Genomic DNA, 25,077 nt, shown 5'->3' on the forward strand with positions numbered 1-25,077 from the left:
AATAACGGTGTAAAACACGCAAAGGGTCAGCGCTCTCGTGCCCTTTGCGTTTGCAGCAATGCCTTGCCGGGCTTAGATGCCCAGGCAGAGGTATTTGATTTCCAGGTAATCCTCGATCCCGTACTTGGAACCTTCACGGCCCAGGCCCGAAGCCTTGATACCGCCGAACGGCGCCACTTCGTTGGAGATCAACCCGGTGTTGACGCCGACCATGCCGTATTCCAGGGCTTCGGCCACACGGAACACACGGCTCAGGTCACGCGCATAGAAGTAGGACGCGAGGCCGAACTCGGTGTCGTTGGACATCGCGATCACTTCGGCTTCGTCCTTGAAACGGAACAGCGGCGCCAGTGGGCCGAAGGTTTCTTCCTTCGCCACAGCGGCATCTTTCGGCACGTTGGTCAGGATGGTCGGCTCGAAGAAGTTACCTTCCATGACCTTGCCGCCCGCCAGCAACGTGGCGCCTTTGGCCAGCGCGTCCGCAATGTGTTCCTGGACCTTGGCCACGGCTTTGCCGTCGATCAGCGGGCCGGTGGTGGTGCCGTCTTCCAGACCGTTGCCGATCTTGAGCTTGGCCACCGCCACTTTGAGTTTTTCCGCGAACGCGTCGTACACCGCGTCTTGAACGTACAGACGGTTGGCGCAGACGCAGGTCTGGCCGTTGTTGCGGTACTTGGAGATGATCGCGCCTTCGACGGCCTTATCCAGGTCAGCGTCGTCAAACACGATGAACGGCGCGTTGCCGCCCAGTTCCAGGGACACTTTCTTGATGTCCTTGGCGCATTCGGCCATCAACTGGCGACCGATTTCAGTCGAGCCGGTGAAGGACAATTTACGCACGATCGGGTTGCTGGTCAGCTCGCTGCCGATATCGCCGGCGCTGCCGGAGACCACGCTGAACACGCCTTTCGGAATGCCGGCACGCTGCGCCAGTTCAGCCAGGGCGAACGCCGAGAACGGCGTTTGCGAGGCAGGCTTGAGCACCATGGTGCAACCGGCGGCCAAGGCCGGGCCGGCTTTACGCGTGATCATCGCGGCGGGGAAGTTCCACGGCGTGATCGCAGCGGTCACGCCGATCGGTTGCTTGATCACGATCAGACGCTTGTCCGGCTGGTGGCCGGGAATCACATCACCGTAGATGCGCTTGGCTTCTTCGGCGAACCACTCGATAAAGGAGGCGGCGTAGACAATTTCGCCCTTGGCTTCGGCCAGCGGCTTGCCCTGTTCCAGGGTCATCAGGCGCGCCAAGTCTTCCTGGTTCTCGATGATCAGCTCGAACCAGCGGCGCAGCTTGTTGGCGCGCTCCTTGGCGGTCAGCGCACGCCAGGCCGGCAGCGCTTTGTCCGCCGCTTCGATGGCGCGGCGGGTTTCAGCGGCGCCCATCTTCGGCACAGTGCCGAGAATCTCGCCCGTGGCGGGGTTGTTGACCTTGATGGTCTGACCGTTGTCCGCATCGACCCAAGCCCCATCGATAAAGGCTTGCTGGCGGAACAACTGGGCATCTTTAAGCTGCATGTCGGCTTTCCTTAACAGCACCGCGCGCGCGCGGAGCGAATTAGAGTTGTTGAAAGGCGCCTTTGGGGGCTGCCGTCAGGGAAATCAGCCCCTGCGTGCAAGCAAGTGGAGAGCGCACGGGAGACAGAGCGTTTGAAATCTCAAACGAATCCTAGGATCAAAGGGGGTACAGGGCAATAGGATGTTCGAAAAAAAGAACGAAAACCGCTTATTTGCCGGATTTATCAGATCAACGACCTCAAGCCCCGCGCCCCACCACCGAGCCACAGCGCCCGACGCAAGGCCCCAACACAGACAATTCCCACCCGCCAGCAGCCAAAAACCAGCATGGACGCCCAAGGTCGACATGGGTATGATGTCGCCCGCACAAGCATCCGTAGCTCAGCTGGATAGAGTACTGCCCTCCGAAGGCAGGGGTCGTGGGTTCGAATCCCGCCGGGTGCACCACATACCAGTTTCTGGCTGTCTCAGACAGTCTACGAAACACCCCAAGAAGCCCGCCCTGTGCGGGCTTTCTTGTTTCTGGCTATCCGTCCCTGTCTACCCCTATAACTTCCCGCCGTGTATGCCCACGTGTATGCTTTGAGATTCCTATAACTGGAGGCATACAGGAAGTGAAGCGCACTGAAATCAAACGCCGCCCCTTAGCAGACACCACTCTTGCGGGCCTGGAGCCTGAGCACACGACGTATCGGGAGCAGGACGGGAATGGCCTGTACTTCCGGGTGAAACCTAACGGGCAGAAATCATGGGAGCTGCGTTACAAAAAGCCAGATGGAAAATGGTCTTGGCTGGGTCTCGGCGGCTACCCGGAAATCAGTGGCTCATTGGCGAGACAGAAAGCAGCTCAACTGCGGGAAGACGCGTCGACCGGCAAAAATCCTTTGGTGAGCAAGCAAGTTCGCAAAGTTGCAGACCAGGTAGCTGCCAACAACACCTTTGAAGCTTTAGGCCGCGAGTGGTTTGAGGCCAGACGCACAAGCTGGGAATCAGGTACGTCTCGACGAGTACTTGGCGCACTTGAGCTTCACGTGTTCCCCGTCTTCGGCAAACGCGTGTACACAGAAATATTGCCCCTGGAATGGATGGAGTTTCTACGCGGCATGGAGCAGAAGGGGATCATTGAACAAATGGGCCGAGTTCGTGCCTTTTGCAAAGAGATCTATGACCTGGCCCGCGTAACAGGACGAGCCGTCCACAACCCCCTTGAAGGTCTCAGCAAATTCCTGCAATCACGTAGCGCTGAAAACTATGCACACGTTTCGATTGAAGAACTGCCTGCGCTACTTCGAGCGATCAACTCCTACCCTCACGCAAAGGACGTTCGTATAGGGCTTCGCTTGCTTTCCTTATTAGCATCGCGCCCGAGCGAGATCCGAGAAGCACGCTGGTCAGAAATCGATCTCTCCAAAAAGCTATGGACGATCCCAGCCGAGCGAATGAAACGTCGTCGCGAACATGTGGTGCCTCTCTCTCGGCAGGCAATCGAAGCGCTCACTGAGTTACGAACACTGACAGGTGCGTACCCTCTCCTATTTCCAGGCAGGAAAGACAGGACAATCCCCCGTAGTAACACCGTCTTTCTAATGGCGCTCCGCCGACTGGGATATGCCGGTCGGCAAACAGGCCACGGCTTTCGTCACATCGCGAGCACCATACTCAATGAGCAGGGTTTCGATGAGAATCACATTGAGGCCCAGCTCTCTCACGCAAAGGAAGGAATTGCAGGGGTGTACAACAAGGCGGTTTACCTGCCTCAGCGCAGAGTGATGATGCAGTGGTACGCAGATCATCTGGATGAGCTAGTAGATGGCAACATTATTCAGGGACAGTTTGGAAAGGCGGGTTGAACACGCCAACCCCACACCCATCAAAAATCGGTGTTACTGGTGTTACGCGAGTTACGTAATCGACCAACTAATTGATTTTATTAAATAATAATCGTGTAACACGTATTCGAAGACGTTCGTACACCACGTGTTACGCGTCAAAAGCGTGTTACGCCTAAGGCGCCCGAAACCTCTGGCGGCCATCCCTTATTGGTCGCCACACACTGAGGAGGCGCCGCTGTCATCGGACTACCAGAAGGGGCTCGGGGAACTACCGTTCGTCTGATACAGACAGCTCGCAATCTTCTATTTTCGATTTTTTACTGTATGAAAAACCAGTAGGACAAGTGGGACAAATTCCATAAAGTCAAAAACTTTGCAGCGATCTTGCCAATTTTGTTTGGGTTAATCGAGAAAAATGCGTCGAAAAACGTAAAAATATAACTTTAAAAAAATAGAAAATCGTTTACATAGCTGGGGCCTGTACAAACTACGACAGGAAACTCCCCTATGACGCGCCACGACACTTTAGAACCTTCTGCCACCTCTCTTAATCCCGTCGATTTACTGACTACCGACCAAGTCGCTACCGCCCTAGGTCTATCCAGCCGAACGCTCGCCGCCTGGCGAAGTTCTCGCAGCAACTCACTTCCCTACGTCAAAACCGGGTCTCGGGTTCGTTATCGCTCCCAAGACGTGGTCGCGTGGCTTGAAAGCCGAGTGTGCTCACCTGCAAAAAACGCTGGAGACAGGACCTGATGAGCGCCCCAAAGCAATCTGCAAAAGTCGTGGGGCTTGCTCCCTCCGCTCCACGAGAAAGTCACCAAAAAGCCCCTAGCGGATCCGCATACATGCCGATCATCGCGCCTCATACGGAAATGGGACAGTTCGATCCGGCCGCCACGCTGATACGCATCACTCAAGTCATGGCCCTGACAGGTATCGGCCGCGCAACGGTTTACAAACTTATGAGCCAGCCAGAGAGCGGCTTTCCGCAAGCCGTGAAGCTCACCGACAGCAATGCACGTGGGGCTCCGGTCGCTTGGGTATTAGCCGAAATTTTGAATTGGACGCGTGCGCGTATCGCGGCCCGCGACCGGGTGGCGGCATGACGAACCGTGTCGCTAATAAGGCCATTTTGCAGCCCTTCTCTGTACTCAGAAAAGTCGGTTTCTCGTCGCGGTGGATGCAACGTTTTGAGCTTCACAGAACGCAACAAAAACGCCTGAATCGAGTAGTTGTAGTCATGCAATGGGCCGACGGCACTTGGTGTGCACTTTCAGTACCCAGCGAAGCCCCGCGTGCAGTGATCGTGGATGAAGGGCAACAAATCGACGCTTACGAAGATGCACGATCTTGCCTCGACGGCGACTTCCTCCCACTGCTCTCCCTGCGCTGGGAAGCCAATGCCTGAAACGAAAACGCCTCCGGCGGCAACCGGAGGCGTTGAGGTAAATCTGCATGCCTGAGCAATTTATTCCCCACCGAAAAAATCCGCAAGTGATCCGCACGGTTGCGCTTTCAAAAAACGGACGTTACTCTCTGGTAGTCGCTGCAAATTCAGCGAACGGGCTTGGTAACCCGACGAAATCAAGGCGCAACAGCGCCCCCATTACGATTGCAGGCGCTTTTTTTGTGCCCGCAGTTACGTGTTATGGCGGCTGTGCGTGGGAGGCATTCGTGCCTGCCGGGTTCCTTGATTCCCGGTTTACCAACCTGCGCACAGCTGCCACCCATTCGCTTGGTAACGAACGTGGCAGCTCCTCAAATCAAGGAGCTACACAGATGAAACACGCCCTCAATCCGTCCAAAATTCGCGCCGCTGCTCATCGAGCAATGGCTCTCGCCGCTTTACATGCCAACTCCAGCCTCGCTACACGCCTCTCCCGTTACAACGCCCATATGTCCAAGGCTCGCGCCCTGGAAGCCGCAGGGGGTGCCCAATGAGCATGCTCCCAGGCTTTGCACTCCCCGAAGATCTACTCTGCGTCAGCCAGGACGCCGAAGCTGGCTTGCCTATCGACGCCATCACCTGTGCCCTCGACCGTGCCAATTCAGTTCTCATGCTGCTGGAAGATCACTTAGACGGCGATAAACCCCTACTTTCCAACCACGTGCTGTCGTCCGTTATTTGGGACGTGCGCGGCACCTTGGGCTTGATCAAAACACTCGCCATGTACGGTGATGCCTCCTCTGTGCCGATGGGCCAGAAAGGCGGTGCGCTGTGACCCACTCCAGCACGCGTGGACGCTCCGAGTTTTCCCCTGCCAACGGTAACGGCCAAAACCTTTTTCGGGTAAATGCCGGTATCCCGCTGGAGGACGCACTTGAAGCCGTCTCCCAGATTCTGCACCACGCCAATCAACTGATCCTCGACGCCGCCATCAGCGATGCGGGCGAGCGTTTTAGTTGGCCTGCGTTCTACCTCGGCGAGATGGCTAAGGCGCTGATCGACGACGTGAACGAGGCGTTGCTTGAGTCGAGGACCACACTATGACTCAGCGCACCGGCAACACCTCAAAACGCCCCAGCTTTGCTGACGTAAAAAGCGCTGCCCTGAAGAACATCGACCGCGTCCTTACTCACTGGCTGCCGAACGGCAAACGTGTTGATGGCGGCAAGGAATACACCGCACCGAATCCCACACGCACGGACAAACGTGCGGGCTCACTCAAGGTCAATTTGAGCAAAGGCACCTGGGCGGATTTTGCCACTGGCGATAAGGGCGGCGACCTGATCGACCTGGTGCGTTACATCAATGGCGGCACCGATGTTGAGGCCTGCAAAAAGCTGGCGGATCTGCTGAGTGTTTCCGCAGACTCTGCGATCACCAAAAGCGCACCGGCCAAGAGCGCAACGCCGGAGTGGATCGCAATTCAGCCGATCCCGACCGAGGCCATGAACAAGTGCCCAGCCAAACACCGGCAACATGGTGCTCCGTCCAAGGTGTGGATCTATCGGGATGATCAGGGCCGGCCGGTCATGGCGCTGTATCGTTTCGACCTGGGCCCCGATGAAGACGGCAAGCCGCGAAAAGTCTTTGCGCCGTTGACCTGGTGCAAGCGTTCCAATGGGCAAACCACGCAATGGCGCTGGCAAGGGTTGCCAGAACCTCGACCATTGCTGCGCCTGGATGAGCTGGCACAGCGCGCCGATGCACCCGTGGTGTTGTGTGAAGGCGAAAAGGCCGCTGATGCCGCTGCTGAACTGATGCCAGACTACGTCGCCACCTGCTGGCCGAACGGCTCCAACTCTTGGCACAAGGCCGACCTGACGTCACTCAAAGGACGCGCTGTGGTGCTGTGGCCGGATAACGACGCCAGCGGCAAGACCTGCATGGAAGCCATCGAGCTCAAGCTGATTGAGCTGGGCGCCGCTTCAGTACAACGAATCTCGCTCGACGTGTTCAAGCTCAAGCCCAGCAGCAAAGGTGGCAAGCCGACATTTATCAAGGGTGGCAAATGGGCGGATGGCGATGATGCAGCGGATGCGTTAGCCAAAGGTTGGACCACAGGCCACGTCGCCGAGCTGGTGCGCAACGGCGAGTTTTTCGGCAGTGTTACTGAGCCCACCGAGCCTCAAGAACCAAAGACCAAGGCACCCGCCAAACGCCCTGCGAAATCGAAAAATGATCTGTTGCCGGGCGGCTTTCGGCTGACGCCTGAAGGGGTGTTTTATTCCGGCGATGATGGCGAGGCGCGTCCTGTATGTTCGCCTCTCGAAATCATCGCCCGCACTCGCGACGACAAGGGCCACAACTGGGGGTTGTTGGTCGAGTTCGACGACCCGGACGGTGCCAAAAAGCGCTGGAACATTCCGGCCAGAACCATGACCGGCGACTTCGGCAAGGATGTACTCGGCCCCCTGGTAGACATGGGCTTGCGCCTAGCCGGAAGCCGATCAGGGCGCAACGCACGCAATGACCTGCAGAGTTACCTTGGCGGCTTCGATAGCGCCCAGCGCGCACGATTGGTGACGCGCTTGGGCTGGCACGACAATGCGTTCCTATTGCCCGAACAACAGATCGGCTCGCACGCAGAACACCTGCATTTTTACGAGGCTGGTGCGCAGTTGCCGCCGATCAGCGAGGCGGGTTCTCTGGAGCAATGGCAGCAGCAAATCGGCGCGCTGTGCGTTGGTAATCACCGCTTGGCGTTTGTCGTCTCTGTGGCCTTCGCGGGGCCTCTGCTGAACCTGCTTGGGCATGAGTCGGGCGGCTTCCACCTCTACGGCGACAGCTCCGGGGGCAAGACCACACACTTGCAAGTCGCCGCCTCGGTCTATGGCGGGCCGCGTCTGGTGCGCTCATGGCGATCGACGGATAACGCCCTGGAGTCCATCGCCGCAGCCCACTCAGACGGTCTCCTGGTGCTGGATGAAATCGGCATGTGTGACCCAAGAATCATTGGGGAAACGGTGTACATGCTCGGCAATGGCACCGGCAAAGCCCGGGCGAATGATCGAGGACAAGCGGGCCGACAGGTGCAGGAGTGGCGCTTGCTGTTTCTCTCGACCGGCGAGAAGACGTTGGCGCAGCACATGGCGGATGCAAACAAGGAGCTGAAAGCCGGTATGGAGGTGCGCATGCTCGCCGTGCCTGCGGATGCGAGCAAAGGTCTCGGCATGTTCGATGTGCTGAACGGTTTTGAGGATGCTGCTGCCCTCTCTGATGCGCTCAAGGCCCGTGTAGCAAAATACTACGGCACACCCCTCACCGCCTTCCTGCACGCACTGTGTGCGCCTGGAGAAATGCTCAGGTGGTCGGTGATCGTTCGCCGCACGGTAGAACAGTTCATCACCCAAAACCTGCCCGCCTCGGCCAGTGGACAGGCCCAGCGTGCAGCCCTTCGCTTTGGCCTCGCAGCAGCGGCCGGAGAGTTGGCCACAGCCTTCGGCGTCACCGGTTGGCCTGATGGTACGGCCACGACTGCTGCACGGGTTTGCCTGCATGCGTGGCTGGCCGAACGTGGCGGCGCCGGTAACTTTGAGGGGGATGCGATTGTGGCGCGGCTGCGCCAGGTCATCGAGCGCTTTGGAGAAAGCCGCTTCACCCGTTGGGAATCTGCCGCCGCCAAGATCGATGAACACGGCCCACGCACGATTGATCGGTTGGGCTTTCGCAAGACCCTGGAACACGGCATGGGCGATGCCCTGCACACCACCAACACCTACTACGTGCTGCCTGAAGCCTGGAGGGCCGAGATTTTTAAGGGCATGAACATCAGCGCGGTGAACAAGGAGTTGCTGCAACGGGGCGTGCTTGAGCCGGGAAGTGACGGCAAGGCGTACAGCTTGATCCGCCTGCCCGGATTAGGGCCTCAACGCTGCTATGTGGTGAAGACGGTTCCAGGAACGGATGAAGGCGAGGCCAAGGCCGCCTGACGGCATGCCTGCTGATCGAGGTAGCGCCGGCTCATTACCGGCCTCGCCAGCCGTTGGACAACCATCCCTATCAACCGCAGTACCCAGAGACAATACAGATGAACACTATCCAAGAACTGAAAGACCGCCGCGACACACTGACCCTCGAAATGGAGAGCATTCAGCGCGACCTGGCGCCGTTCGAAGAAGCGCTGGAAAGCCCGGAGATTATCCAGCAAGGCCGTCAACGGGCAGTGCAAAATGAAATCAACGATCACAAAAGACGCATCGACTCACGAGATCATGAGGTCTATCGCCTGAATCAAAAAATCGATCGCCTCGAGGCTCTGGCGAACCGTGAGAGCTTGGCTGCGGGTTACCTCAGCGGCATTGCGAACTGGAAAGCCGACGAGATGGAGCTTAACGAAAAGCGCAGCAGCATCGAGACCAGGTTGCAGCAAGTTCGCCAGAGCGATCAGGAAGACATGGCAAAGGCTCGACAAGCTGAAACGGACGCAGCCACCGCTTATGCGCAGGCTGTCGCCTGGGGCGATGTGGAAGGCGAGAAAGCGGCAAACGCCGAAGCTCAAAAGGCAGCAAAAAACCTTACGGCGGCGGTTGAGCATCACCGCCGCCAACAGTTGCTCATCACGGCGCTGGAGCAGGAACTCGTGACGATTGATCTGCACATCACGGAGGCACAAAAGGAACGCGCCAAGATCGAGAACAAAGCGGCTCACCTGGCAAACACAGTGTTAGAAGAACAATGGAATGAGGCAGCGAAAGCACTGCTGGAGACCGGCGGCAAGCTGTGGGCTGCACGCGACCTGATTAATCGAGACCCAGTTGCACTCATGAAGCTAGACATCCCTGAACAGGGCGAAAACTTCGGAAGCTGGACCTGGCAAGAACTCGTGGATCGCTCAAAGCAACACAGTCTGCTTGACCTATTGGCGGCCTAGCCTAAACCTTCCCCGAAGCAACCGGCGAGGCCGGCAGCTTCGGGCCTACCATCGGTCTAACTATGAACAAAGCACCACAGAACAGCGCACAGATGCCTGATTACCTAAAGGCCCGAAAGCTGCATTTGAACGGAATAATTGCCGGCATGGCGGGCGTGAAAAAGCTCAACGCAAGGGCAAACACTGACACTAAAGTTGAGACGCTCACAATTGATGCAATCAAGGCAGAGCTTGACTTCATTGACCTTCAACTCAAGAGAAAGGGAGGGTGATAAAGATGCGGAAGCCCATGCAGCTTCCGCTTCGTTGGACACTACCCTTACAAGCAAGGGTTCGGATCCTTTCGGATATTAATCTATAGGGCCGTGGGCGTATGACAGTTCTCGGCCAGAAGCGGGCATTGAGCGCCTGCGAATTCGGGGCGATTCACCCCTCACCCAGAAAAGTCGAATACATTGATTCCACTCAAGATTTAGATTGAGGTGGTTGGCAAGAAAATCGTGCCAAAGCGGTTTCACCAGATGCAACCCTATCAACAGGGCTTTCAAGTTCGCCGGAACTCACTCGCCAGACCGAAATATCGGGAAAGAAGTTTATAGCGGCAGCGCAAGTTATAGCAGTAAATATTTTCGGCCCGAAGGGAAGCATAAGTGGGCGAGTCTCGCTTTTAAGCCCCCATAGCAATGAATGAATCTGCATATATGTACTAACTGGATCATCCAGCCGGTAATCTATTACTCGGCTGGCCCCGGTTTTTTCTATGAGGGTTTGATTTGCTTTGTTGAGAGATGCAAGAAAACGTTTATCAAAACCGACCGGCCTAAACAACCAAAGCTGGGCCGCTTCTAAATACTCTGCAGCACCAATCGCGCGCCCTTCATCATAACCAAGTCCAATCAGACAAGAAATGGGCTTGCTTGGATCGCTAGGCCACCCCGCCAGGGATAAAGTTATCGGCCCCACATTTGTTATTGGCGGGAAATCCGAAGAAGGAGCAGTGTACTTCGCCACTGAATAGGCGACATCAACTTCCAACTGGCTTGAGTTTTTCTTGGAAAAGCCGTATATCGCCCAAACCAACTTGGCAATTCTAAGCCTTGAAAAAGATGAAATATCAATGAGAATCTTAGTAGGGTTGGACTCAGCAAGAAGATGCTCGATATGAGCGTCAAACCTATCATCGCTAAGCTCGGTCAGTTCCCATTGAGCGTCTTTGTAGAAAGCACTAGATTTAACATGAGCGAGCACATGTCCAAAGTTGAATCCAAGGGCGACCTTTTTAGAGGCTGTTATTTTGAACTTTTTGACAACGGCAGTGCATCTGGACTCATACCCATATGAGCTTATGAATAGATCATAGGCGATATTTTCAACACTTTTCAAATTAGATATGAGTATAGTCATGATCAGCCAAATACCAAATCTGCTTGCTGGGATGTCTCGCTTAGCGAGAGGATTCGTTTGAGCTTTACATCTTTCATGAGTTGTAGCGGAATTCTGTATTTTGGAGCCAACAAGTAGCAAATACGGAATCTCTGATTGTCCAAGCTTCTTAGGAATGTGGCCTCGGTAAGTGTGCTGGCTAGCACTATTGCTCCCGCATTGAGAGCTGCACCCAGGCTCTTCTTGAGTTCGGGTGAGAGATCGCTATCTACAACAAAAGAACCTGCAGGCTCTATGATTAACTTTTCACCCAGGACCTCAGATTTAAAATAGTTACCAATGGTATCAATTGCTTTATCGACCCCTACGGCGGAAATAGAGGAGGACTTAATTGGACAGGGAATGGTTTTCAAAAGCGAAAGAAACTTCGCAGCAGCTTTCTCAATCTCGATTACTTGCCTTTTGCGTGGAACACTTTTCTTGTTGGCAATGTATTCTGCAATAAGAGGTTCAAATACCCCAATAAACCACCGTGGATTAGCTTCGACCATATCAAAAAGAGCGTTCGCACCGGAATACATTGTGGGAATGGACTTTCGACTACGCTGGCCATCAGTCCCTTCCCTCAGGAATTCATAGCGAGCGCGAAGTATAGGGATCGCCTTCCGTAAATGCTGAGCTCTTTTTATACCTTTAAGCTGCACTAGGTCAGAGGCTCTAATATTATTTTCCAGTAGATAATTTATAGACGCCTCATCATCTTGCTCTCGAGCAATTCCATCGAGTATTTCATCGTAGCCATCAAGCTCAGATTTCCCGAATATTTGCTCAGCTGTGGTATTGACTATCCCTTTCTCGGTGAGCATGGAATCAAGCAGGTCTATACAAAACTTTCTAGCTTCGCTGGTTTTTTTTGCACTCCAAAGCGGGATGAGATCGAAGTCGTTCCCGTCTGTGGCAGAGAAAATATTACTTTCAATGTCGAAATTTGGGTTATACGGAGCTAGAGATAGTTTTAATAAGATCTTATCTCCACCGCCACGCATTGACTCCATCAGTCGTTTAACTATCGATGCCGGTGCAATTTCAAGCTCGTCAAATAATAAGGCCCAAGTTTGGTTATCCTGCTTGGCAAAGCTGTTTACTATATCAATAAAGGTCTCAGTAGCCCTCAAGAAATCTAAGAAGAAAAATTCTTGATCAGCAATTCTTGATACTCTACCTTCTTCTCCCAAAATGCGCTCCTTTGCAATAAAGGCCGGAATTTCACATTTTCTGGAAGCAAGTTCTGAAATGAGAGAATTAAACGTGTACGTCGATGGCTTAACACGCCAGCCTCTCGAGATCTCTTTTACAAGCTCATACTCTTCATTGTTACTTATTTCAATCTTCCAGTTAGTGGAGGAAGATTCTCGGCATCTGTACTTTATGCACTCGGCTAACCTATGAAGAACCTGAGCACAAAAAAGAGAAGAGGTAAATATCTCAGAATGTTCGCTTGTGAAGCCGAGACCAGTCAGAGTTTCAACCTGCTCATTCCAAAGGCGGTCGGTGGGTATAAAAACAGCACAAAAATCGATGTCTGTTAGATTTTTCTTGCTCTCAATCCATATGTCTTGAGCTCGACATTCTAACATTTTAAATAGTGTAGTTTTGCCACTTCCGCGGGGTCCCAAAACCACGCTGTGGCGTTTTTTGGAAATTTTCTTATAGTACTCAGACGGAACAAATGTCTTTGCTACCTGTTCAGGTCGTAGGTTCCTGGCGTTAAAGGAGTCGAAGGCAGATGGTGCTTGGTTAGTAATTGACTCAGTCATCTGCAGAAATCCCCATCGAAGTGATCTTTCCCTTTGTTATTTCTATGGTTATATTATGGCTTACTCTAAGCTTTTCTTTAACTTTCTGGAGGTCAAGTGGGGTGACGTATATCAAATCTTGATAATGGTTATAAATGTCATCTTGCTGGGCAAGTTTTTGGCTAGTGAGGAGCTTTGCAAGCTCAGTAGCGATCTTCGTGGAAGACGCCCGATGGCCAAAACCACCTTGATGTGGCAAGCCCTTTTCATCAGGTGCCGGTATCCAGCCTATGCCGTTCGACCAGTCCCAAGTTTTGAATGTCCCGTGGCAATGGCCTTCGTCATTAGTCTTCTCAACATCAATTTCAATAATATGGAATTGATTTCCAACCCGGGCTGATATTTCTTGATGCAAGTAAGCTGAGAAACTAGCAGCCGAGAATATTACTGGCGAATCGGAAGTCCCCTGTGCATAGAATATTTTGGGGAAGTGTTTGTGGCCATGTATAATTAGCCAAGGTCCGGAGTTCGAGCTATCTAGCTTGCTTAATAATAGCTCCCCGTTGACCATTGACTCATAATCACCCTGAATATCTTCATTTCTAACGGGGTGGTGATGGCATACCAATACGTTTATTGGGTTTTTGTTGTGACTAACATATTCCGCTATCATTTCAACAGTTCGCGGAGCTACTCTTCCATGGCCAAATTCCTCTTTTATGCCATGGTATGCACTAGTGTTCAACACAATAAATCTACACTTATCAAGTTTCGACTCAGCCCAGTGCCATGCCCAGAAGTGTGTGTTCTTATCATGTTCAGAGAATGGAAAACCTGGCTCAAGGCTTTGCAGGAAATATTTTGGGTCGAAATCTACTTGTGTCCCTCTTGAATCATGATCATGATTCCCCGGCGAGGTAATGACGGCGCTTGCGCACAAGTACTCCTTGATCTTATGTATGCTTTGCCAGCCATATTTTATGCTCGCCTGATCAGATCTATTCCCAAAATCTCCAGGACATACAACGACATCTACTTTGAGCGAATAACTTTCTGCTAGTTTTCTAATACCACTGACTGGATGAAATGCTTCATTTTCTTCAGTATCTATATGCAGATGTGATTTTTTCTGATCAGAAGATACTGTAGGATGAAGATCGCTTAGAACGGCTATAGTTATCTTGGTCATAGCGATGCAAGCTCGTAGTTTGCAACTAATACTTCTTTCGCTATGCTGCGGTGCTGCTTAAATCCAGCAACATGCCTGTTTACACTAAGCTCGAGCTTATTCCATCTGCTTGGCAGCAAATCTAATAGAGCGCTATCACAGCTGTACGACAAAAGAAAGAAAGCGCCTTTTTCATCAATTTTTTCCAGATAAGTTATAAGTGTTGGTATATCTTGGTAGTCAAAAGACCCATGGCCATATTCCCCTCTATTTTTTGCGCCCTCCTTTGTGTATGGAGGGTCAATATATACAAAGTCGCCTTGCTCAACATACTTTAAGGTTTTCTTGAAATCGCCATAAATAAGACTGGCGCCCTTTAGGGCATTTGCGCAATTTGAGATTTTTGCAGGGGTTGGAAGATTTCCTGTTTTGGTTCCCATGGGGACATTAAATTTCCCCTCCCTGTTCGTTCGATATACGCCGTTAAAGCAAAATCTATTTAAATAAATAAATCGATAAGATCTTTCGACCTCATCAAGAGTACTCGGATCTAACTCTCGTAGCCTGAGATACTCAATTTTGCACTTTTCAACACCTAGAAGTCTTTCAGTGATCTTTTTTGAGTCTTTTTTTACCGTTTTGTAGCTTATTATTAGTTCTTTATTAATGTCGCTAAGAACGGCTTTAGCGGGGCGAAGGCTGAAATAGAGGCATGCCGAACCACAAAATGGTTCAATATACTTATTGAACGTTTTTGGTATATTCGCTTTGAGCAGGGGAATTAATTTTTTCTTACTTCCCGCCCATCTTATTAGGGGCTCTAATGGCCGCCTTGCAATTTCTTCTTTATATTCTGCGTTGGCCATTTTCATTTATATTAGATAATAGTGAAATTTTCTGGATTCTACTGTATACGCGGTCGCTCGACTAGCTGTACTGGGTTGGTGATGGTCGCCAGGGCGTATTAATCTCAACTTTATCTGGTTTGAGTAGCTCCAAATCTTCGAAAAGCTTCCAGGCCTTCCTGAGCGTCCACTTCTGACCGAAAGCAGCCGTTCATGATTGGCTTTTTCCTGCCAATGGCGCCATGTCGTAACCAGCCAAGCTCGACCCATAAGAGACTCTCGTTAAAGTGTACATGCGAACCTGCTTGCTCAAGATATACGCTCTAGAGCGCTCCAGCTCCCGCAACTTGCCTTGATTACAGGAGGATATGCGCCATAGGGGCTTCATTTGAGGGATGGCGGTTGCGTATCAGCCCATACCCTTCTTCACAGAACCAATCCGAGTTTCGGAGCCCTTCGTACAACGCGGTTTTCCAAGAGTTTGCGTCCCGCGCTTGGCATGACCAGAACTGAATCTCCAAGTGCTGACGAATCCCTAACGGCCCAGCTGTGGCACCGATTTGTTCGAGCCCATAAGACATGTCTGCCAGCTCACTCGCGGCCTGGGCGACGAAAAGGTCGGCTAGGCCCATCACATCGAAGTGATTTCTGACTCGCGCTGTGAGCACCTCACCCCAAGTTCCGGCCGCGCGAATACCGAATGACACAGTGGGAGGCATAGAGGGTTGAATATCCGCAATCAGCCAGCGCTCATTGCCAAGGTCATCGAAGTATGGGTGCAGGGTCTGATCCTCTGCCCTTGAGGGAACGCTGGCCAGCTTGCGCTTATTGCAGTCCGAGCAGGCAGGAATTAGGTTGGCAGGCGTAAGATTCAGCGTGGGAAAACGGGACTGGGGAAGATAGTGGTCAACTGTCGCAACGATTCGCTGCCCGCACATCGGGCAGAGGCCGAATTCGGGAGCCATCTTGATACGGTCATAGAGTGCCCGTGATGGCGAGCCCTGGCGTGCAAAATGGTTCTTGTAAATGACGCCCATGAGTGCAGCATCAATCGCAGAGGTCACACCTGGGCTTGGGAGTATTCGGTAAAGCTGGCCGGCAGGCCCAAGCTCCAGATACTCGGCTTCGCAACTCTGAATCGTCGGTAAGGCCTCCGTGAGAGCTAGTGCGCGCTCCGGGATGGTGATACCAGCAACACAAGCCTGGACCGTATCAGAGGCCCGCATGACTGGAGGTCGGAGTCTTTTCATCCGTTGCCCCGACCCGCGACCAAACTCCTGGCCAATGCCTGGGCCTCAACCCCTAGTTGCCCTCGAAAGTGATGATCAACACCTGCATAGGTTATACCGGGCCTTCGAGCAATATTGGCGACGAGCTTATGGAAGCCAGAGTTGGTGACCTCCAGGCCGAACACCTCTCGAGTTAGGACCCCTGCGCTCTCCCCAAATGTTTCAATAGAAGGCCTCTCAACCGCAGATTGCGTGCGAGTCCTGCGCAGCATCCAAACGCAGCTTCGCGGGACTTCCTGCAAGACCACAGGTGAGTGAGTCGATAACAGAGCGACGCCATTCCTCGAGACCAAAAGATCAGCGACGGTGCGTATAAATGCGGCCAGCAACGGCGGATGCAGGTGCCCCTCAGGCTCGTCTAAAACTACGAGGGTTTTCTCATCTACCAGCTCAACAAGGCGCGTAGTCGTGAGTAGCACAATTGCGTGGCCAGAGCTTAGCTTTCCGAAAAAGCGCATTGCTCTCTCCGTCCACTCAAAGCCGCCTTCGATCAGTTGTTCAACCCCCGTTTCGCCAAAGAGCGGATCCGTAGACAATGTTGCGACTGCGGTGAGCCAGCGCGTGCGACGGGGTTCAGTCTGACAGCGCTCAAGGCTTGTAACGAAGTCCTCAGCTAGATCAACAGCGCTCTTCAACACGTCGAATACATTCCCTTGATCGTCCTTTTTCTGAGTCCTCAGTCCTACGAAAGTCGCTGGCGTACGCTGTTGCCCAATCGCTGGCAGCTCGAATGAGTCGAAGGCGCTGAAAGATACCGAGACCAAGCCAGAGAAGGTCCACTGATCGTGGTTCTCACCCAGCCGATGCAACATCCCCTTGGGTGCACCTGAGGTATCACGGTCTAAAAGCGTATTGATGATGCTTTGGATGCATCGCGTCTTGCCAACGCCATTACGTCCCACCAGGACGTGCAGGTTCGTCGGAGGTACAACATCCGGAATAACCTGAAATTGCATTACAGCGGGTGGCAATGGAGGTAAGCCGTCCGGCTCCGCAGGTGCAGGCGGAAAGGTGTACTGGAATTCAAACCGAGTCAGCTCCGGGTTTCCATTAGCAAGTCGATTCAAACGGTTTCGAACGTTGGCCTCATGGATGGATCGCAAGATCGACTCAGACATGACCAGTTCGGGCAGGTGCCGATCCAGGATTTCAAGATTAAAGGCGCAGTCGCACAGCGACCTTAAGATTGTAATGCCCTGCCCATTGGGTAAAGCTCGAAGGGCTGAGTAGTAGTCTTCATCCTGTCCCAGAGAAAAGAACTGATGCTCATCCAGTTGAACAAAGGCGCCAGGAAGCCCCGGGGTCCGACTGCCAGCCGGAGCATCTGCCCCCCCCAGAGCTGGGCAGCAAGCCCGCCTGACCTATTTTGACGGACCCCACCCTGTGTCTAGTCGATCGCATATCAAACACGAACAGCGTGAACATCGTTCTAAATTTGAACCAGTCATCCCAATTGTCGACGACCAGATAGGCGCAGTTCGTGCCGTGCTGAGGTAGCTGCTGCCCTACTTCCAATACAGTAAACATCCGTTTTTACCTCAAACGATTCACGGCTCTTACTCCGATCCAGTGCTAGGGCAAATACCTTAAGTGGTAAGGCAAAGCACTACTGGCTGACTTCCACGTCGCGACATACCTAATGTAAGCAACCCCTGCGCGAAGCCTTACGCCGGTTAAGCCTTGTTTTCCCGGATCATGGCACAAATCAATCTAAGAGTATCGATTTGCCACTACTACCATATTGGGCCGCAGTCCTCCAGTCTCAGCCAGCGATATCCAAGTGCATAGATACCTCTTCGTACAGCCGACGCTGTGCACGATTGCGTCAGGCCAGTAGGGGGGACCTTATAACCAATGGCCTCTATTCCATGACATTTGCCTTAACCATCGCAATCCACTCCTCTCACGGCCGTCGTTGATGTAACACCTATTTGGCATGTAACACGCACATCTGCAAACCAGCTACAACCGTGTAACGCCATAAAAGCTATTTAAATCATATGCTTATAGACAGTCGTAACACGCGTAACATCAGTAACACCCTTTTATTAGGGTATCCCCCAAGCCCCATCAGTATTGCTCCTCCAGCGAAGCGAGGTTGGTCTTGGCCTTGGTTCGATAGGGGGACCCTGAAGCATTCTTGAAGGTACGGGGTAGGAAACCCGCGTGATCGTGTCAGCGGAAAGGTGCCCAGCTTAGTGAACAGGTGAACCAGGTGAACTGCTGTTCACCAGTGCATTTGCCCTATGAATCGTAAAGCCGCTGGGGACCCTGGCCATTTCGGATAGACACGGGGCATAGAACCCGCGCGTTCGTGTTAGCGGCTGGATTTTTTTAGTTGGTTGACAGGTTGACGTGGTTGACACCCATTACCGTGGTTGACGCTATGCAGGTGTTCACTATCAGCAACAGATACAGCCACCTTTACCGAAGCTGTAACGATGGCCCTTTTTCTTCAAGATCCTTTCAATTTCAACGATTGAAATTTCAGTAACTTGCAATGCCTCCCACTAACTCGATCCCGCGGGTTTCATGCCCCGTACTGAAAGAAAAACCTCAGGGTCCCCAGCAGCTTTTCAGCACCGCCCGCCTTTTGCACGGACGCAATGGCACCGCCGAACGAAACACCGACTAGTATCAGAACAGAGAACGTTATCAATCAGGGGTAGGGAAAGCGCTATGGATATGGTTCGTGTCAACTCGACGGCGATCACAGCTGTCGGCTATGACCCAGCTACAGGCAGGATGAAAATCACGTTCAAGCAAGGGCGTACTTACGACTACTGCCGCGTCCCACCTAACATCCATCAGGGCCTAATGGGGGCCGGCTCGAAAGGTACTTATTTCGATAGGATGATCAAGGACCGGTATCAGTGCTAGACCTGGGCATACAGACGTCTTTCATGCCAGATGCACACCCAGCACGGGGGGACGTGTATGCCCCTGTGTATGCCTAACCGAGACACCACCACAAGAACCCTTATAAACCGGGCATCTTACCGCCCAGTTCAAACGACGCCGGGGCACCACATACTAGTTTCTGGCTGTCTCAGACAGTCTACGAAACATCCCAAGAAGCCCGCCTTGTGCGGGCTTTCTTGTTTCTGGCTATCCATCCCTGTCTACCCCTGTAACTTCCCGCCGTATATGCCCATTTGTAGGCTTTGAGATTCCTATAACTGGAGCTCGAAAGGTGTCTAGAGAATCCAGGGCGATTCAGTGAGCCCATCGAGCCGAAAAAGGTAGGTCTCTTCACTAGCGATTCCCAAGCGGAAGGTGGCGTCTAATAACGGCGTTTTCGTTAAATTCCCGACATAAAAAAACCCGCAAAGCGGGCTTTTTTCGTGCGCAGGGTAAAAGTGCTAATTACTTGTTCCGCAATAGCACATACGTTTCACCGCCTTTGCGGTCATGCTGAAGAATAAAGTTGTTGTCCTGGATACGCACCTTCGATGGCACACGATCGGCTACCGGCGTTTGCGAGTAAGTCTGCGCGGCACTCAGCAGTTGGCGGGTGAGGCTGTCGTCCGATTGATTCGGAGTGGTGACGACGCATTCCTTTTCAGAAAGTTGCACGCCGAGTTTTTTGTCTGTGGTGAAGCCGAGGCGCATGAAGCCCATGTCCTGGAGGTCGTTGATGCCGAACCGCTTGGCCGCTTCAGCCGAGCCTGCGAATGAGGGCGCAGTCTTCAGGCAGATGTCGACGAAGGCTTCGATGGCCTTGGAGGTGACAGGCGTCGATACGGTTGGCGTTGCCGTGGTGCAGCTGGCGAGTACGAACAGGCTGGACAAGGCGAGTGTGCGGAACAACTTATCGGACATGACGTGAGGATCCTTCCATTTTAAATTCGGAGTGTAGCCGTTGGGCTGAGCGCCGCCGGAACGGGCGGCGTGCGAATAGTAAATCAAAAGGCCCCACACTTGAGCCAAGTGCGGGGCCTTTTCGTGTGCTTTGCTTTTGCCAGTCCTCAGCCGGGCGACGGGAAAGGCAGTCGATAGATCCCATCAGCACCCTGCCACCCTTTGCCATCTACAACAAAGTGGCAGAATCATCGCTCACTTCAAACCCGAGCAGGCGACACAATAATCTTCACATTGTGCTCCTTGTTTTTAACCAACTCCTCAAAGCCCTGCCCCACGATCTGTTCCAACTGGATACGCCCCGTCACCAGCGGCGTAATGTCCAGCCGTCCATCGGCGATAAACGCGATCACGTCAGCGAACTCGCCGTTGTAGGCCAGCGCGCCCATTACCTGTTTTTCCGTCGCCACCAACTCGAAAAAGTTGAACTCGCTGGGTTCCTCGAAGATCCCCACCAGGACGCACTTGCCGGCCTTGCGGATCAGGTCGATTGCGAGCTTGGCCGTGTGTTTGTTGCCGATGCATTCGAAGCTGACATCCGCGCCGAGCCCGCCCGTGAGGCGGCGGACTTCGGCCAGGGCATCGCATTCATTCGGATCGAGCACATGGGTCGCGCCCACTTCCCGGGCCTTGGTCTTGCGGGCGCCGGACATTTCCAGCGCGATCACCTGCGCCGCACCGGCCGCCTTGGCGCACATGATGGTACACAGGCCGATGGTGCCAGCACCGACCACCACTACGTTTTGCCCGAGCAGGCTTCCGGCTTTTTTCACTGCGTGCATGCCCACCGCCAGCGGCTCGATCAGTGCCCCGGCCTCAGCGGGAAAATTCGCCGGCAATTTATACAGCAGGTTGGCGGGCACGTTGACCAGTTCGGCGAAGGCACCATTGTTCATCAGCCCGGTGAAGGCCAGGTTCTCGCAGATGTTGTACATCCCGTGGGTGCAGTAGTAGCACGTGCCGCAATGCTGGCACGCATCGGCCGCCACCGGCTCGCCGACGCTGAAGCCCTGTACGCCGGCGCCGAGTTCGACGATCTCGCCACAAAACTCATGCCCGAGGATGCACTGCCCCTTTATCCCGGTCAGCGGGTGCGGGGCGTCGACCGGTATGAACACCGGCCCGGCCACGTACTCATGCAAATCGGACCCGCAGATTCCGCACCACTGCACGCGGATCTGCACCCAACCGGCCGGCGGCGAAATGGGCAGCGGGACGTCTTCGACGCGGATATCGTGACGGCCGTGCCAGACAGCGGCGCGCATGCTGCGTTGCGGATTGATCGAAAGGGTCATAGCGAAATCTCCTTGGAACGATTGGCCCTGGCGCCCCGCAAGAGTCCGCCAGGAGGGGCATCAGCGCGGTAGCACAAGGTCCAGAACCAGTCGATTGAGCTGTTGCGGCATGCGACTCATGACGCCGCCACGGGCAGAACCGGGAAAGGGAGTTGGGCAGGACATCGGGCACCTGTTTTTATTATTGGGTCACCAGTCGGGCTGGTTACCAGAGCCAGAGCAAGGCCGGTGCCAGATCCGCAAAAGCACCTGAACAGGCCTTGCTTAGAGCGGTCCGCTGGAACCCCAGGGGCGGCCGCGATCGCGTTGGAATGAGACACGCCATGTCAGGCCGCACCCGGTGGCGATGAGACGGCGAGACGTTGCGTCTCACCGCCCGCCCCGCGTTCAGCGCTTGCGCAACACCTCCAGGCGCGCCGGCAAGTCCTCCTGGGGAAAGCGCGCGTGCAACGCCAGCAGCTTCTCATCCGCCGCTTGGCTGTCCCCGGCCGCCCGCAGGTTGACGATTTCCTGCAAGCCCTCTTCCAATGAAGGCAGTGCAACCGGTGCGCGCTTGCTGAGCCTGGCCGGCGATTGATCCGACAACGCCCCGGCAATTTCGGCTTGGACCGGCGCGCTTTCGGCTCTGGGCGCGACGGCCATCCGGGCCATCGGCGCGGGGGCCGGGCGGGCGCTTTCTGGGTGGAGCGCGGAGAACGTCGCCGGGGAGATGTCGGGTTGAGGCACGGGCGAGCGCATGACCACGCCGATCATCAGCGCTAACCCTGCGACGGTGGCGAACGCCATCTGCCAGCGCGGGCGTTGGCAGGCGTGCAGCCAGCGTTGCCAGCGGCTGGGTTGCGGCGCTGGGGTTTCGCGGCGGGCGGTGGCGAGAATGAAGGCATCGAGGGACGCCGGTGGCTCGCCGCGGCTGTGTTGACGCACGTGCTGGATGAGCAGGTCGTCGGGGTCGGGGGTGTATCGGGAGTCGGTCATGCGGGTATCTCCTCGGCCAGCAGGCGGCGCAGTTTCTGCTGGGCGTAACGCAGGCGGCTTTTCACGGTTTCCAGCGGGGCGCCGGTGAGGGCGGCGATCTGCGGCACGTCGAGGTCGCCATGCAGGCGCAGCAGGAAGACTTCGCGCTGGTCTTCGGGCAAGTCTTGCAACGCGGCGTCGAGACGCGCCTGGTCGCGGCTCAGGCTCAGATGCTGCTCGGGGCCGGCGCTGGCGTCGGGCTGGGCGTGCAGTTGTTCATCGTAACTGTCGTGCAACGGGTTGTGGATGCCGTGCTTGCGCCAATAGTCGATCAGGCGGTTGCGGGCGATCTGGAACAGCCAGGTACGAAAACTCGCCCGGCCTTGTGGCTGAGTGGCGCTGCGGATCAGGCTGAGCCAGGTCTCCTGATAAATTTCCTCGGCCAGTTCGGCCTTGTTGCTCAGGGACACCAGGAAGCGGTAGAGACCTTGGCGGTGCCGCGCGTATAAGGCTTCGAACGCGGCGCCGTCACCACTTCGGTAGCGGGCCAGCAGCGATTCGTCGCTGGGTGAATCATCTGGAGCGGGCATGTCGGTGGCGAACTCCTTTCTGGTCGTTGTGTTCACGATCAAGGTTTGAGGCTTTGCGCCACTTCCACCAGTTGCACGAATTCATTGCGCAAGCCGAACGGGTCATCGCCCCGGGCAGAGCGGGCGAGTGCGGCGGTGTCCTGCAAACTCATGCTGCCAGTGTAGCGGCCATCGCCCTTGAGTTGCTGGGCGAAGGCGGCCACGGCGGCGCAGAAGCGCAGGTCGTCGCTGGCCTTGGCCGAGGCGTTGCTCACCGGCCGCTCGATCAAGCGGCTCGCGCCACCGGCCGCGGGCTTGTAGCGCACGCGCAACATGGCCAACTCATCGGAAGCGCCCAACACCGCAGGCGCGGCGGCATAGCGCAGCGGCTCCAGCCAGCCCTGCTGGCCCTTCGGTACAATTTCGTACAGCGCGGTCAGCGTGTGCCCGGCGCCGATCTCTCCCGCGTCGACCTTGTCGTTGTTGAAGTCCTCACGCTTCAACGCGCGGTTTTCATAACCCAGCAAGCGGTATTCGCTGACCTGGGCCGGGTTGAATTCCACCTGCACCTTCACATCCCGCGCCACCACCGCCAGGGTCGAGCTGAGTTGGTCCACCAGCACCTTGCGCGCTTCGCGCAGGGTGTCGATGTAGGCGTAGTTGCCGTCGCCCGCGTCGGCCAGCTGCTCCATCAGGTGTTCGTTGTAGTTATCCACACCGAAGCCGAGGGTGGTCAGCGACACACCGCTTTTGCGTTGTTCCGCGGCCATGTGCTTGAGGCTGTCGAAATCGCTGACGCCGACATTGAAGTCGCCATCGGTGGCCAGCAGGATGCGGTTGATGCCCTGCTCGATAAAGCCTTCGCGGGCCATCTGGTAGGCCAGTTCGATGCCTGAAGCACCGGCGGTGGCGCCGCCCGCGCTGAGTTGGTCGATGGCGTTGCGCAGCTTCACTTTGTCGCGCCCGGAGGTCGGAGGGAGTACCACGCGCGACTCGCCGGCGTAGACCACCAGCGACACGCGGTCTTGCTCGCGCAATTGATCCACCAGCAATTTCAGGGTGCTTTTCACCAGCGGCAAGCCTTCGCGGCGGTCCATGGAGCCGGACACATCGACCAGAAACACCAGGTTGGCCGGCGCCAGCTGCGCTACGGCGCGGTCGGAGGCCTTGATGCCGATGCGCAGCAGTTGGGTGCGCGGGTTCCACGGGGTGGCCGCCAGTTCGGTGGTCACGCCAAACGGCGAACCGTCGGTGGGCAAGGCGTAGTGATAGGGGAAGTAGTTGAGCATTTCCTCCAGTCGCACAGCACCCTCGGGCGGTAGACGGCCTTGGTTGAGGAAACGTCTCACGTTGGCGTAGCTGCCGGTGTCGACGTCGATGCTGAAGGTCGAGACCGGCGTTTCGGCGACCCGATGCACCGGGTTGTCCGGCAGGTTGGCGTATTGCTCGCGGGGTTCGCTTTGGTAATCCAGGGTTGCCGATTCCTGCATCCGCATCGGTGCAGGCATCGCCTGGCGCTTGACCAACGCGCCCTGGACCGGCGCGCTGTGCAGCTCGGCGACGGGCTCAGTCGGTTTGGCTAAATCAGGCGGCGAAGACAGCCCACAACCGGCCAGCGCCACCAGCAAGGTAACCGCAAAGCCCTGGGCAGCAGGACGCAGGAAAAGCAGAGGATGGGACATGGACTGAACCTCGTGAATGAATGATCCGTTCACAAGGTCAGACGCAAGGTGTGGGGTGTTCGGGTTAAACCCTGGACTAGATAACACCTCAATCAGTGTGGGAGGGGGCTTGCCCCCGATTGCCAACTGTCAGCCACTGCATCGGGTGACTGACCCACCGCCATCGGGAGCAAGCTCCCTCCCACCTTTGATCTTCGGTGGTGCCAGAATCGAGACGGTTAACTCAGCCCGGCGCGCTGCCCCGCCTGAATCCTGGTTTAGATAACACCTCAATCAGTGTGGGAGGGGGCTTGCCCCCGATGACCAAGCGTCAGCCACTGCATCGGGTGACTGACCCACCGCCATCGGGAGCAAGCTCCCTCCCACATTTGATCTTCGGTGGTGCCAGAATCGAGACGGTTAACTCAGCCCGGCGCGCTGCCCCGCCTGAATCCTGGTTTAGATAACACCTCAATCAGTGTGGGAGGGGGCTTGCCCCCGATTGCCAACTGTCAGCCACTGCATCGGGCGACTGACCCACCGCCATCGGGAGCAAGCTCCCTCCCACCTTTGATCTTCGGTGGTGCCA

General features: G+C 55.1%; 23 protein-coding genes and 1 tRNA gene. 12 read left to right on the plus strand and 12 right to left on the minus strand.

The window, feature by feature from the left end; translation table 11 throughout:
* Positions 1-72: 72 nt before the first annotated feature.
* Positions 73-1,515, minus strand: coding sequence for an NADP-dependent succinate-semialdehyde dehydrogenase (gabD, locus tag C5F70_RS23560; RefSeq protein WP_017848616.1), 1,443 nt, complete (start codon positions 1,513-1,515; stop codon positions 73-75).
* Between the two features lie 370 nt (positions 1,516-1,885).
* Here gabD and C5F70_RS23565 point away from each other — a divergent pair.
* The 11 genes from C5F70_RS23565 (at position 1,886) to C5F70_RS23610 (ending at position 9,939) form a co-directional block, all read left to right on the plus strand.
* A tRNA-Arg gene (locus C5F70_RS23565) sits at positions 1,886-1,962 on the plus strand.
* A gap of 167 nt (positions 1,963-2,129) precedes the next feature.
* Positions 2,130-3,365 carry a tyrosine-type recombinase/integrase gene (locus C5F70_RS23570; RefSeq protein ID WP_104904139.1) on the plus strand — a complete coding sequence of 412 codons (1,236 nt, stop codon included), beginning with the start codon at positions 2,130-2,132 and terminating at the stop codon, positions 3,363-3,365.
* 489 nt (positions 3,366-3,854) lie between these two features.
* On the plus strand, positions 3,855-4,103 hold the full coding sequence (locus C5F70_RS23575; protein WP_104904140.1) for a helix-turn-helix domain-containing protein: 249 nt from the start codon (positions 3,855-3,857) through the stop codon (positions 4,101-4,103).
* A gap of 92 nt (positions 4,104-4,195) precedes the next feature.
* Positions 4,196-4,456, plus strand: coding sequence for an AlpA family transcriptional regulator (locus C5F70_RS23580; protein ID WP_104904141.1), 261 nt, complete (start codon positions 4,196-4,198; stop codon positions 4,454-4,456).
* Complete coding sequence (locus tag C5F70_RS23585) at positions 4,453-4,758, plus strand: hypothetical protein (protein ID WP_104904142.1); 306 nt, start codon at positions 4,453-4,455, stop codon at positions 4,756-4,758. The genes C5F70_RS23580 and C5F70_RS23585 overlap by 4 nt, the downstream gene beginning before the upstream one ends.
* A gap of 47 nt (positions 4,759-4,805) precedes the next feature.
* Positions 4,806-5,291 carry a hypothetical protein gene (locus C5F70_RS30680; protein WP_158683882.1) on the plus strand — a complete coding sequence of 162 codons (486 nt, stop codon included), beginning with the start codon at positions 4,806-4,808 and terminating at the stop codon, positions 5,289-5,291.
* Entirely contained in the window at positions 5,288-5,572 is a 285-nt protein-coding gene (locus C5F70_RS23590) for a hypothetical protein (protein ID WP_104904143.1), read from the plus strand. Before C5F70_RS30680 ends, C5F70_RS23590 begins: the two co-directional genes overlap by 4 nt.
* Positions 5,569-5,841, plus strand: coding sequence for a DUF3077 domain-containing protein (locus C5F70_RS23595; protein WP_104904144.1), 273 nt, complete (start codon positions 5,569-5,571; stop codon positions 5,839-5,841). The genes C5F70_RS23590 and C5F70_RS23595 overlap by 4 nt, the downstream gene beginning before the upstream one ends.
* Entirely contained in the window at positions 5,838-8,726 is a 2,889-nt protein-coding gene (locus C5F70_RS23600; protein ID WP_104904145.1) for a DUF927 domain-containing protein, read from the plus strand. The genes C5F70_RS23595 and C5F70_RS23600 overlap by 4 nt, the downstream gene beginning before the upstream one ends.
* A gap of 98 nt (positions 8,727-8,824) precedes the next feature.
* Positions 8,825-9,667 carry a chromosome segregation protein SMC gene (locus C5F70_RS23605; RefSeq protein WP_104904146.1) on the plus strand — a complete coding sequence of 281 codons (843 nt, stop codon included), beginning with the start codon at positions 8,825-8,827 and terminating at the stop codon, positions 9,665-9,667.
* Between the two features lie 62 nt (positions 9,668-9,729).
* Positions 9,730-9,939: a hypothetical protein gene (locus tag C5F70_RS23610; RefSeq protein WP_227451530.1), complete on the plus strand. Its 210-nt coding sequence runs from the start codon at positions 9,730-9,732 to the stop codon at positions 9,937-9,939.
* 193 nt (positions 9,940-10,132) lie between these two features.
* On the opposite strand, the gene C5F70_RS30685 is transcribed toward C5F70_RS23610, so the two are convergent.
* From C5F70_RS30685 to C5F70_RS23640, 6 genes are all read right to left on the minus strand, one after another.
* On the minus strand, positions 10,133-11,071 hold the full coding sequence (locus tag C5F70_RS30685) for a hypothetical protein (protein ID WP_158683883.1): 939 nt from the start codon (positions 11,069-11,071) through the stop codon (positions 10,133-10,135).
* A gap of 2 nt (positions 11,072-11,073) precedes the next feature.
* A complete protein-coding gene (locus C5F70_RS23620; protein WP_158683884.1) occupies positions 11,074-12,867 on the minus strand; it encodes a hypothetical protein in 1,794 nt (597 codons plus the stop codon).
* Positions 12,860-14,035, minus strand: coding sequence for a metallophosphoesterase (locus tag C5F70_RS23625; RefSeq protein ID WP_104904150.1), 1,176 nt, complete (start codon positions 14,033-14,035; stop codon positions 12,860-12,862). Before C5F70_RS23625 ends, C5F70_RS23620 begins: the two co-directional genes overlap by 8 nt.
* Positions 14,032-14,880, minus strand: coding sequence for a Dam family site-specific DNA-(adenine-N6)-methyltransferase (locus C5F70_RS23630; protein WP_158683885.1), 849 nt, complete (start codon positions 14,878-14,880; stop codon positions 14,032-14,034). Before C5F70_RS23630 ends, C5F70_RS23625 begins: the two co-directional genes overlap by 4 nt.
* 335 nt (positions 14,881-15,215) lie before the next feature.
* On the minus strand, positions 15,216-15,896 hold the full coding sequence (locus C5F70_RS23635; RefSeq protein WP_158683886.1) for an HNH endonuclease: 681 nt from the start codon (positions 15,894-15,896) through the stop codon (positions 15,216-15,218).
* Positions 15,897-16,105: 209 nt separating this feature from the next.
* Entirely contained in the window at positions 16,106-17,266 is a 1,161-nt protein-coding gene (locus tag C5F70_RS23640) for an AAA family ATPase (protein WP_218276633.1), read from the minus strand.
* A gap of 1,627 nt (positions 17,267-18,893) precedes the next feature.
* Between C5F70_RS23640 and C5F70_RS23645 the strand changes: the two genes are divergently transcribed.
* On the plus strand, positions 18,894-19,028 hold the full coding sequence (locus C5F70_RS23645; RefSeq protein ID WP_236447483.1) for a KTSC domain-containing protein: 135 nt from the start codon (positions 18,894-18,896) through the stop codon (positions 19,026-19,028).
* A gap of 486 nt (positions 19,029-19,514) precedes the next feature.
* Here C5F70_RS23645 and C5F70_RS23650 read toward each other — a convergent pair whose 3' ends face one another.
* From C5F70_RS23650 to C5F70_RS23670, 5 genes are all read right to left on the minus strand, one after another.
* On the minus strand, positions 19,515-19,970 hold the full coding sequence (locus C5F70_RS23650; RefSeq protein WP_017848617.1) for a hypothetical protein: 456 nt from the start codon (positions 19,968-19,970) through the stop codon (positions 19,515-19,517).
* A gap of 239 nt (positions 19,971-20,209) precedes the next feature.
* Entirely contained in the window at positions 20,210-21,274 is a 1,065-nt protein-coding gene (locus C5F70_RS23655; RefSeq protein WP_226926362.1) for a 2,3-butanediol dehydrogenase, read from the minus strand.
* Positions 21,275-21,691: 417 nt separating this feature from the next.
* A complete protein-coding gene (locus tag C5F70_RS23660; RefSeq protein WP_046385092.1) occupies positions 21,692-22,279 on the minus strand; it encodes a hypothetical protein in 588 nt (195 codons plus the stop codon).
* Positions 22,276-22,848, minus strand: a complete 573-nt coding sequence (locus C5F70_RS23665; protein ID WP_046488820.1) for an RNA polymerase sigma factor — start codon at positions 22,846-22,848, stop codon at positions 22,276-22,278. Before C5F70_RS23665 ends, C5F70_RS23660 begins: the two co-directional genes overlap by 4 nt.
* 38 nt (positions 22,849-22,886) lie before the next feature.
* The gene (locus tag C5F70_RS23670; protein WP_104904153.1) at positions 22,887-24,509 is read right to left on the minus strand and encodes a VWA domain-containing protein; all 1,623 of its coding nucleotides are present in this window, start codon (positions 24,507-24,509) and stop codon (positions 22,887-22,889) included.
* Positions 24,510-25,077 lie beyond the last annotated feature (568 nt).

This window comes from Pseudomonas sp. LH1G9, from assembly GCF_002949975.1.
Lineage (GTDB): Bacteria > Pseudomonadota > Gammaproteobacteria > Pseudomonadales > Pseudomonadaceae > Aquipseudomonas > Aquipseudomonas veronii.

Excerpts from the sequence above, each read along its gene's own strand:
- gabD (WP_017848616.1), bottom strand. The coding sequence starts at position 1,515 with ATGCAGCTTAAAGATGCCCAGTTGTTCCGCCAGCAAGCCTTTATCGAT.
- C5F70_RS23655 (WP_226926362.1), bottom strand. The coding sequence starts at position 21,274 with ATGCGCGCCGCTGTCTGGCACGGCCGTCACGATATCCGCGTCGAAGAC.
- C5F70_RS23650 (WP_017848617.1), bottom strand. The coding sequence starts at position 19,970 with ATGTCCGATAAGTTGTTCCGCACACTCGCCTTGTCCAGCCTGTTCGTA.
- C5F70_RS23575 (WP_104904140.1), top strand. The coding sequence starts at position 3,855 with ATGACGCGCCACGACACTTTAGAACCTTCTGCCACCTCTCTTAATCCC.
- C5F70_RS23585 (WP_104904142.1), top strand. The coding sequence starts at position 4,453 with ATGACGAACCGTGTCGCTAATAAGGCCATTTTGCAGCCCTTCTCTGTA.
- C5F70_RS23665 (WP_046488820.1), bottom strand. The coding sequence starts at position 22,848 with ATGCCCGCTCCAGATGATTCACCCAGCGACGAATCGCTGCTGGCCCGC.
- C5F70_RS23620 (WP_158683884.1), bottom strand. The coding sequence starts at position 12,867 with ATGACTGAGTCAATTACTAACCAAGCACCATCTGCCTTCGACTCCTTT.
- C5F70_RS23625 (WP_104904150.1), bottom strand. The coding sequence starts at position 14,035 with ATGACCAAGATAACTATAGCCGTTCTAAGCGATCTTCATCCTACAGTA.
- C5F70_RS23640 (WP_218276633.1), bottom strand. The coding sequence starts at position 17,266 with ATGTCTGAGTCGATCTTGCGATCCATCCATGAGGCCAACGTTCGAAAC.
- C5F70_RS30685 (WP_158683883.1), bottom strand. The coding sequence starts at position 11,071 with ATGACTATACTCATATCTAATTTGAAAAGTGTTGAAAATATCGCCTAT.
- C5F70_RS23645 (WP_236447483.1), top strand. The coding sequence starts at position 18,894 with ATGAAAATCACGTTCAAGCAAGGGCGTACTTACGACTACTGCCGCGTC.
- C5F70_RS23635 (WP_158683886.1), bottom strand. The coding sequence starts at position 15,896 with ATGGGCGTCATTTACAAGAACCATTTTGCACGCCAGGGCTCGCCATCA.
- C5F70_RS23605 (WP_104904146.1), top strand. The coding sequence starts at position 8,825 with ATGAACACTATCCAAGAACTGAAAGACCGCCGCGACACACTGACCCTC.
- C5F70_RS23590 (WP_104904143.1), top strand. The coding sequence starts at position 5,288 with ATGAGCATGCTCCCAGGCTTTGCACTCCCCGAAGATCTACTCTGCGTC.
- C5F70_RS23660 (WP_046385092.1), bottom strand. The coding sequence starts at position 22,279 with ATGACCGACTCCCGATACACCCCCGACCCCGACGACCTGCTCATCCAG.
- C5F70_RS23670 (WP_104904153.1), bottom strand. The coding sequence starts at position 24,509 with ATGTCCCATCCTCTGCTTTTCCTGCGTCCTGCTGCCCAGGGCTTTGCG.
- C5F70_RS23600 (WP_104904145.1), top strand. The coding sequence starts at position 5,838 with ATGACTCAGCGCACCGGCAACACCTCAAAACGCCCCAGCTTTGCTGAC.
- C5F70_RS23610 (WP_227451530.1), top strand. The coding sequence starts at position 9,730 with ATGAACAAAGCACCACAGAACAGCGCACAGATGCCTGATTACCTAAAG.
- C5F70_RS23630 (WP_158683885.1), bottom strand. The coding sequence starts at position 14,880 with ATGGCCAACGCAGAATATAAAGAAGAAATTGCAAGGCGGCCATTAGAG.
- C5F70_RS30680 (WP_158683882.1), top strand. The coding sequence starts at position 4,806 with ATGCCTGAGCAATTTATTCCCCACCGAAAAAATCCGCAAGTGATCCGC.
- C5F70_RS23580 (WP_104904141.1), top strand. The coding sequence starts at position 4,196 with ATGCCGATCATCGCGCCTCATACGGAAATGGGACAGTTCGATCCGGCC.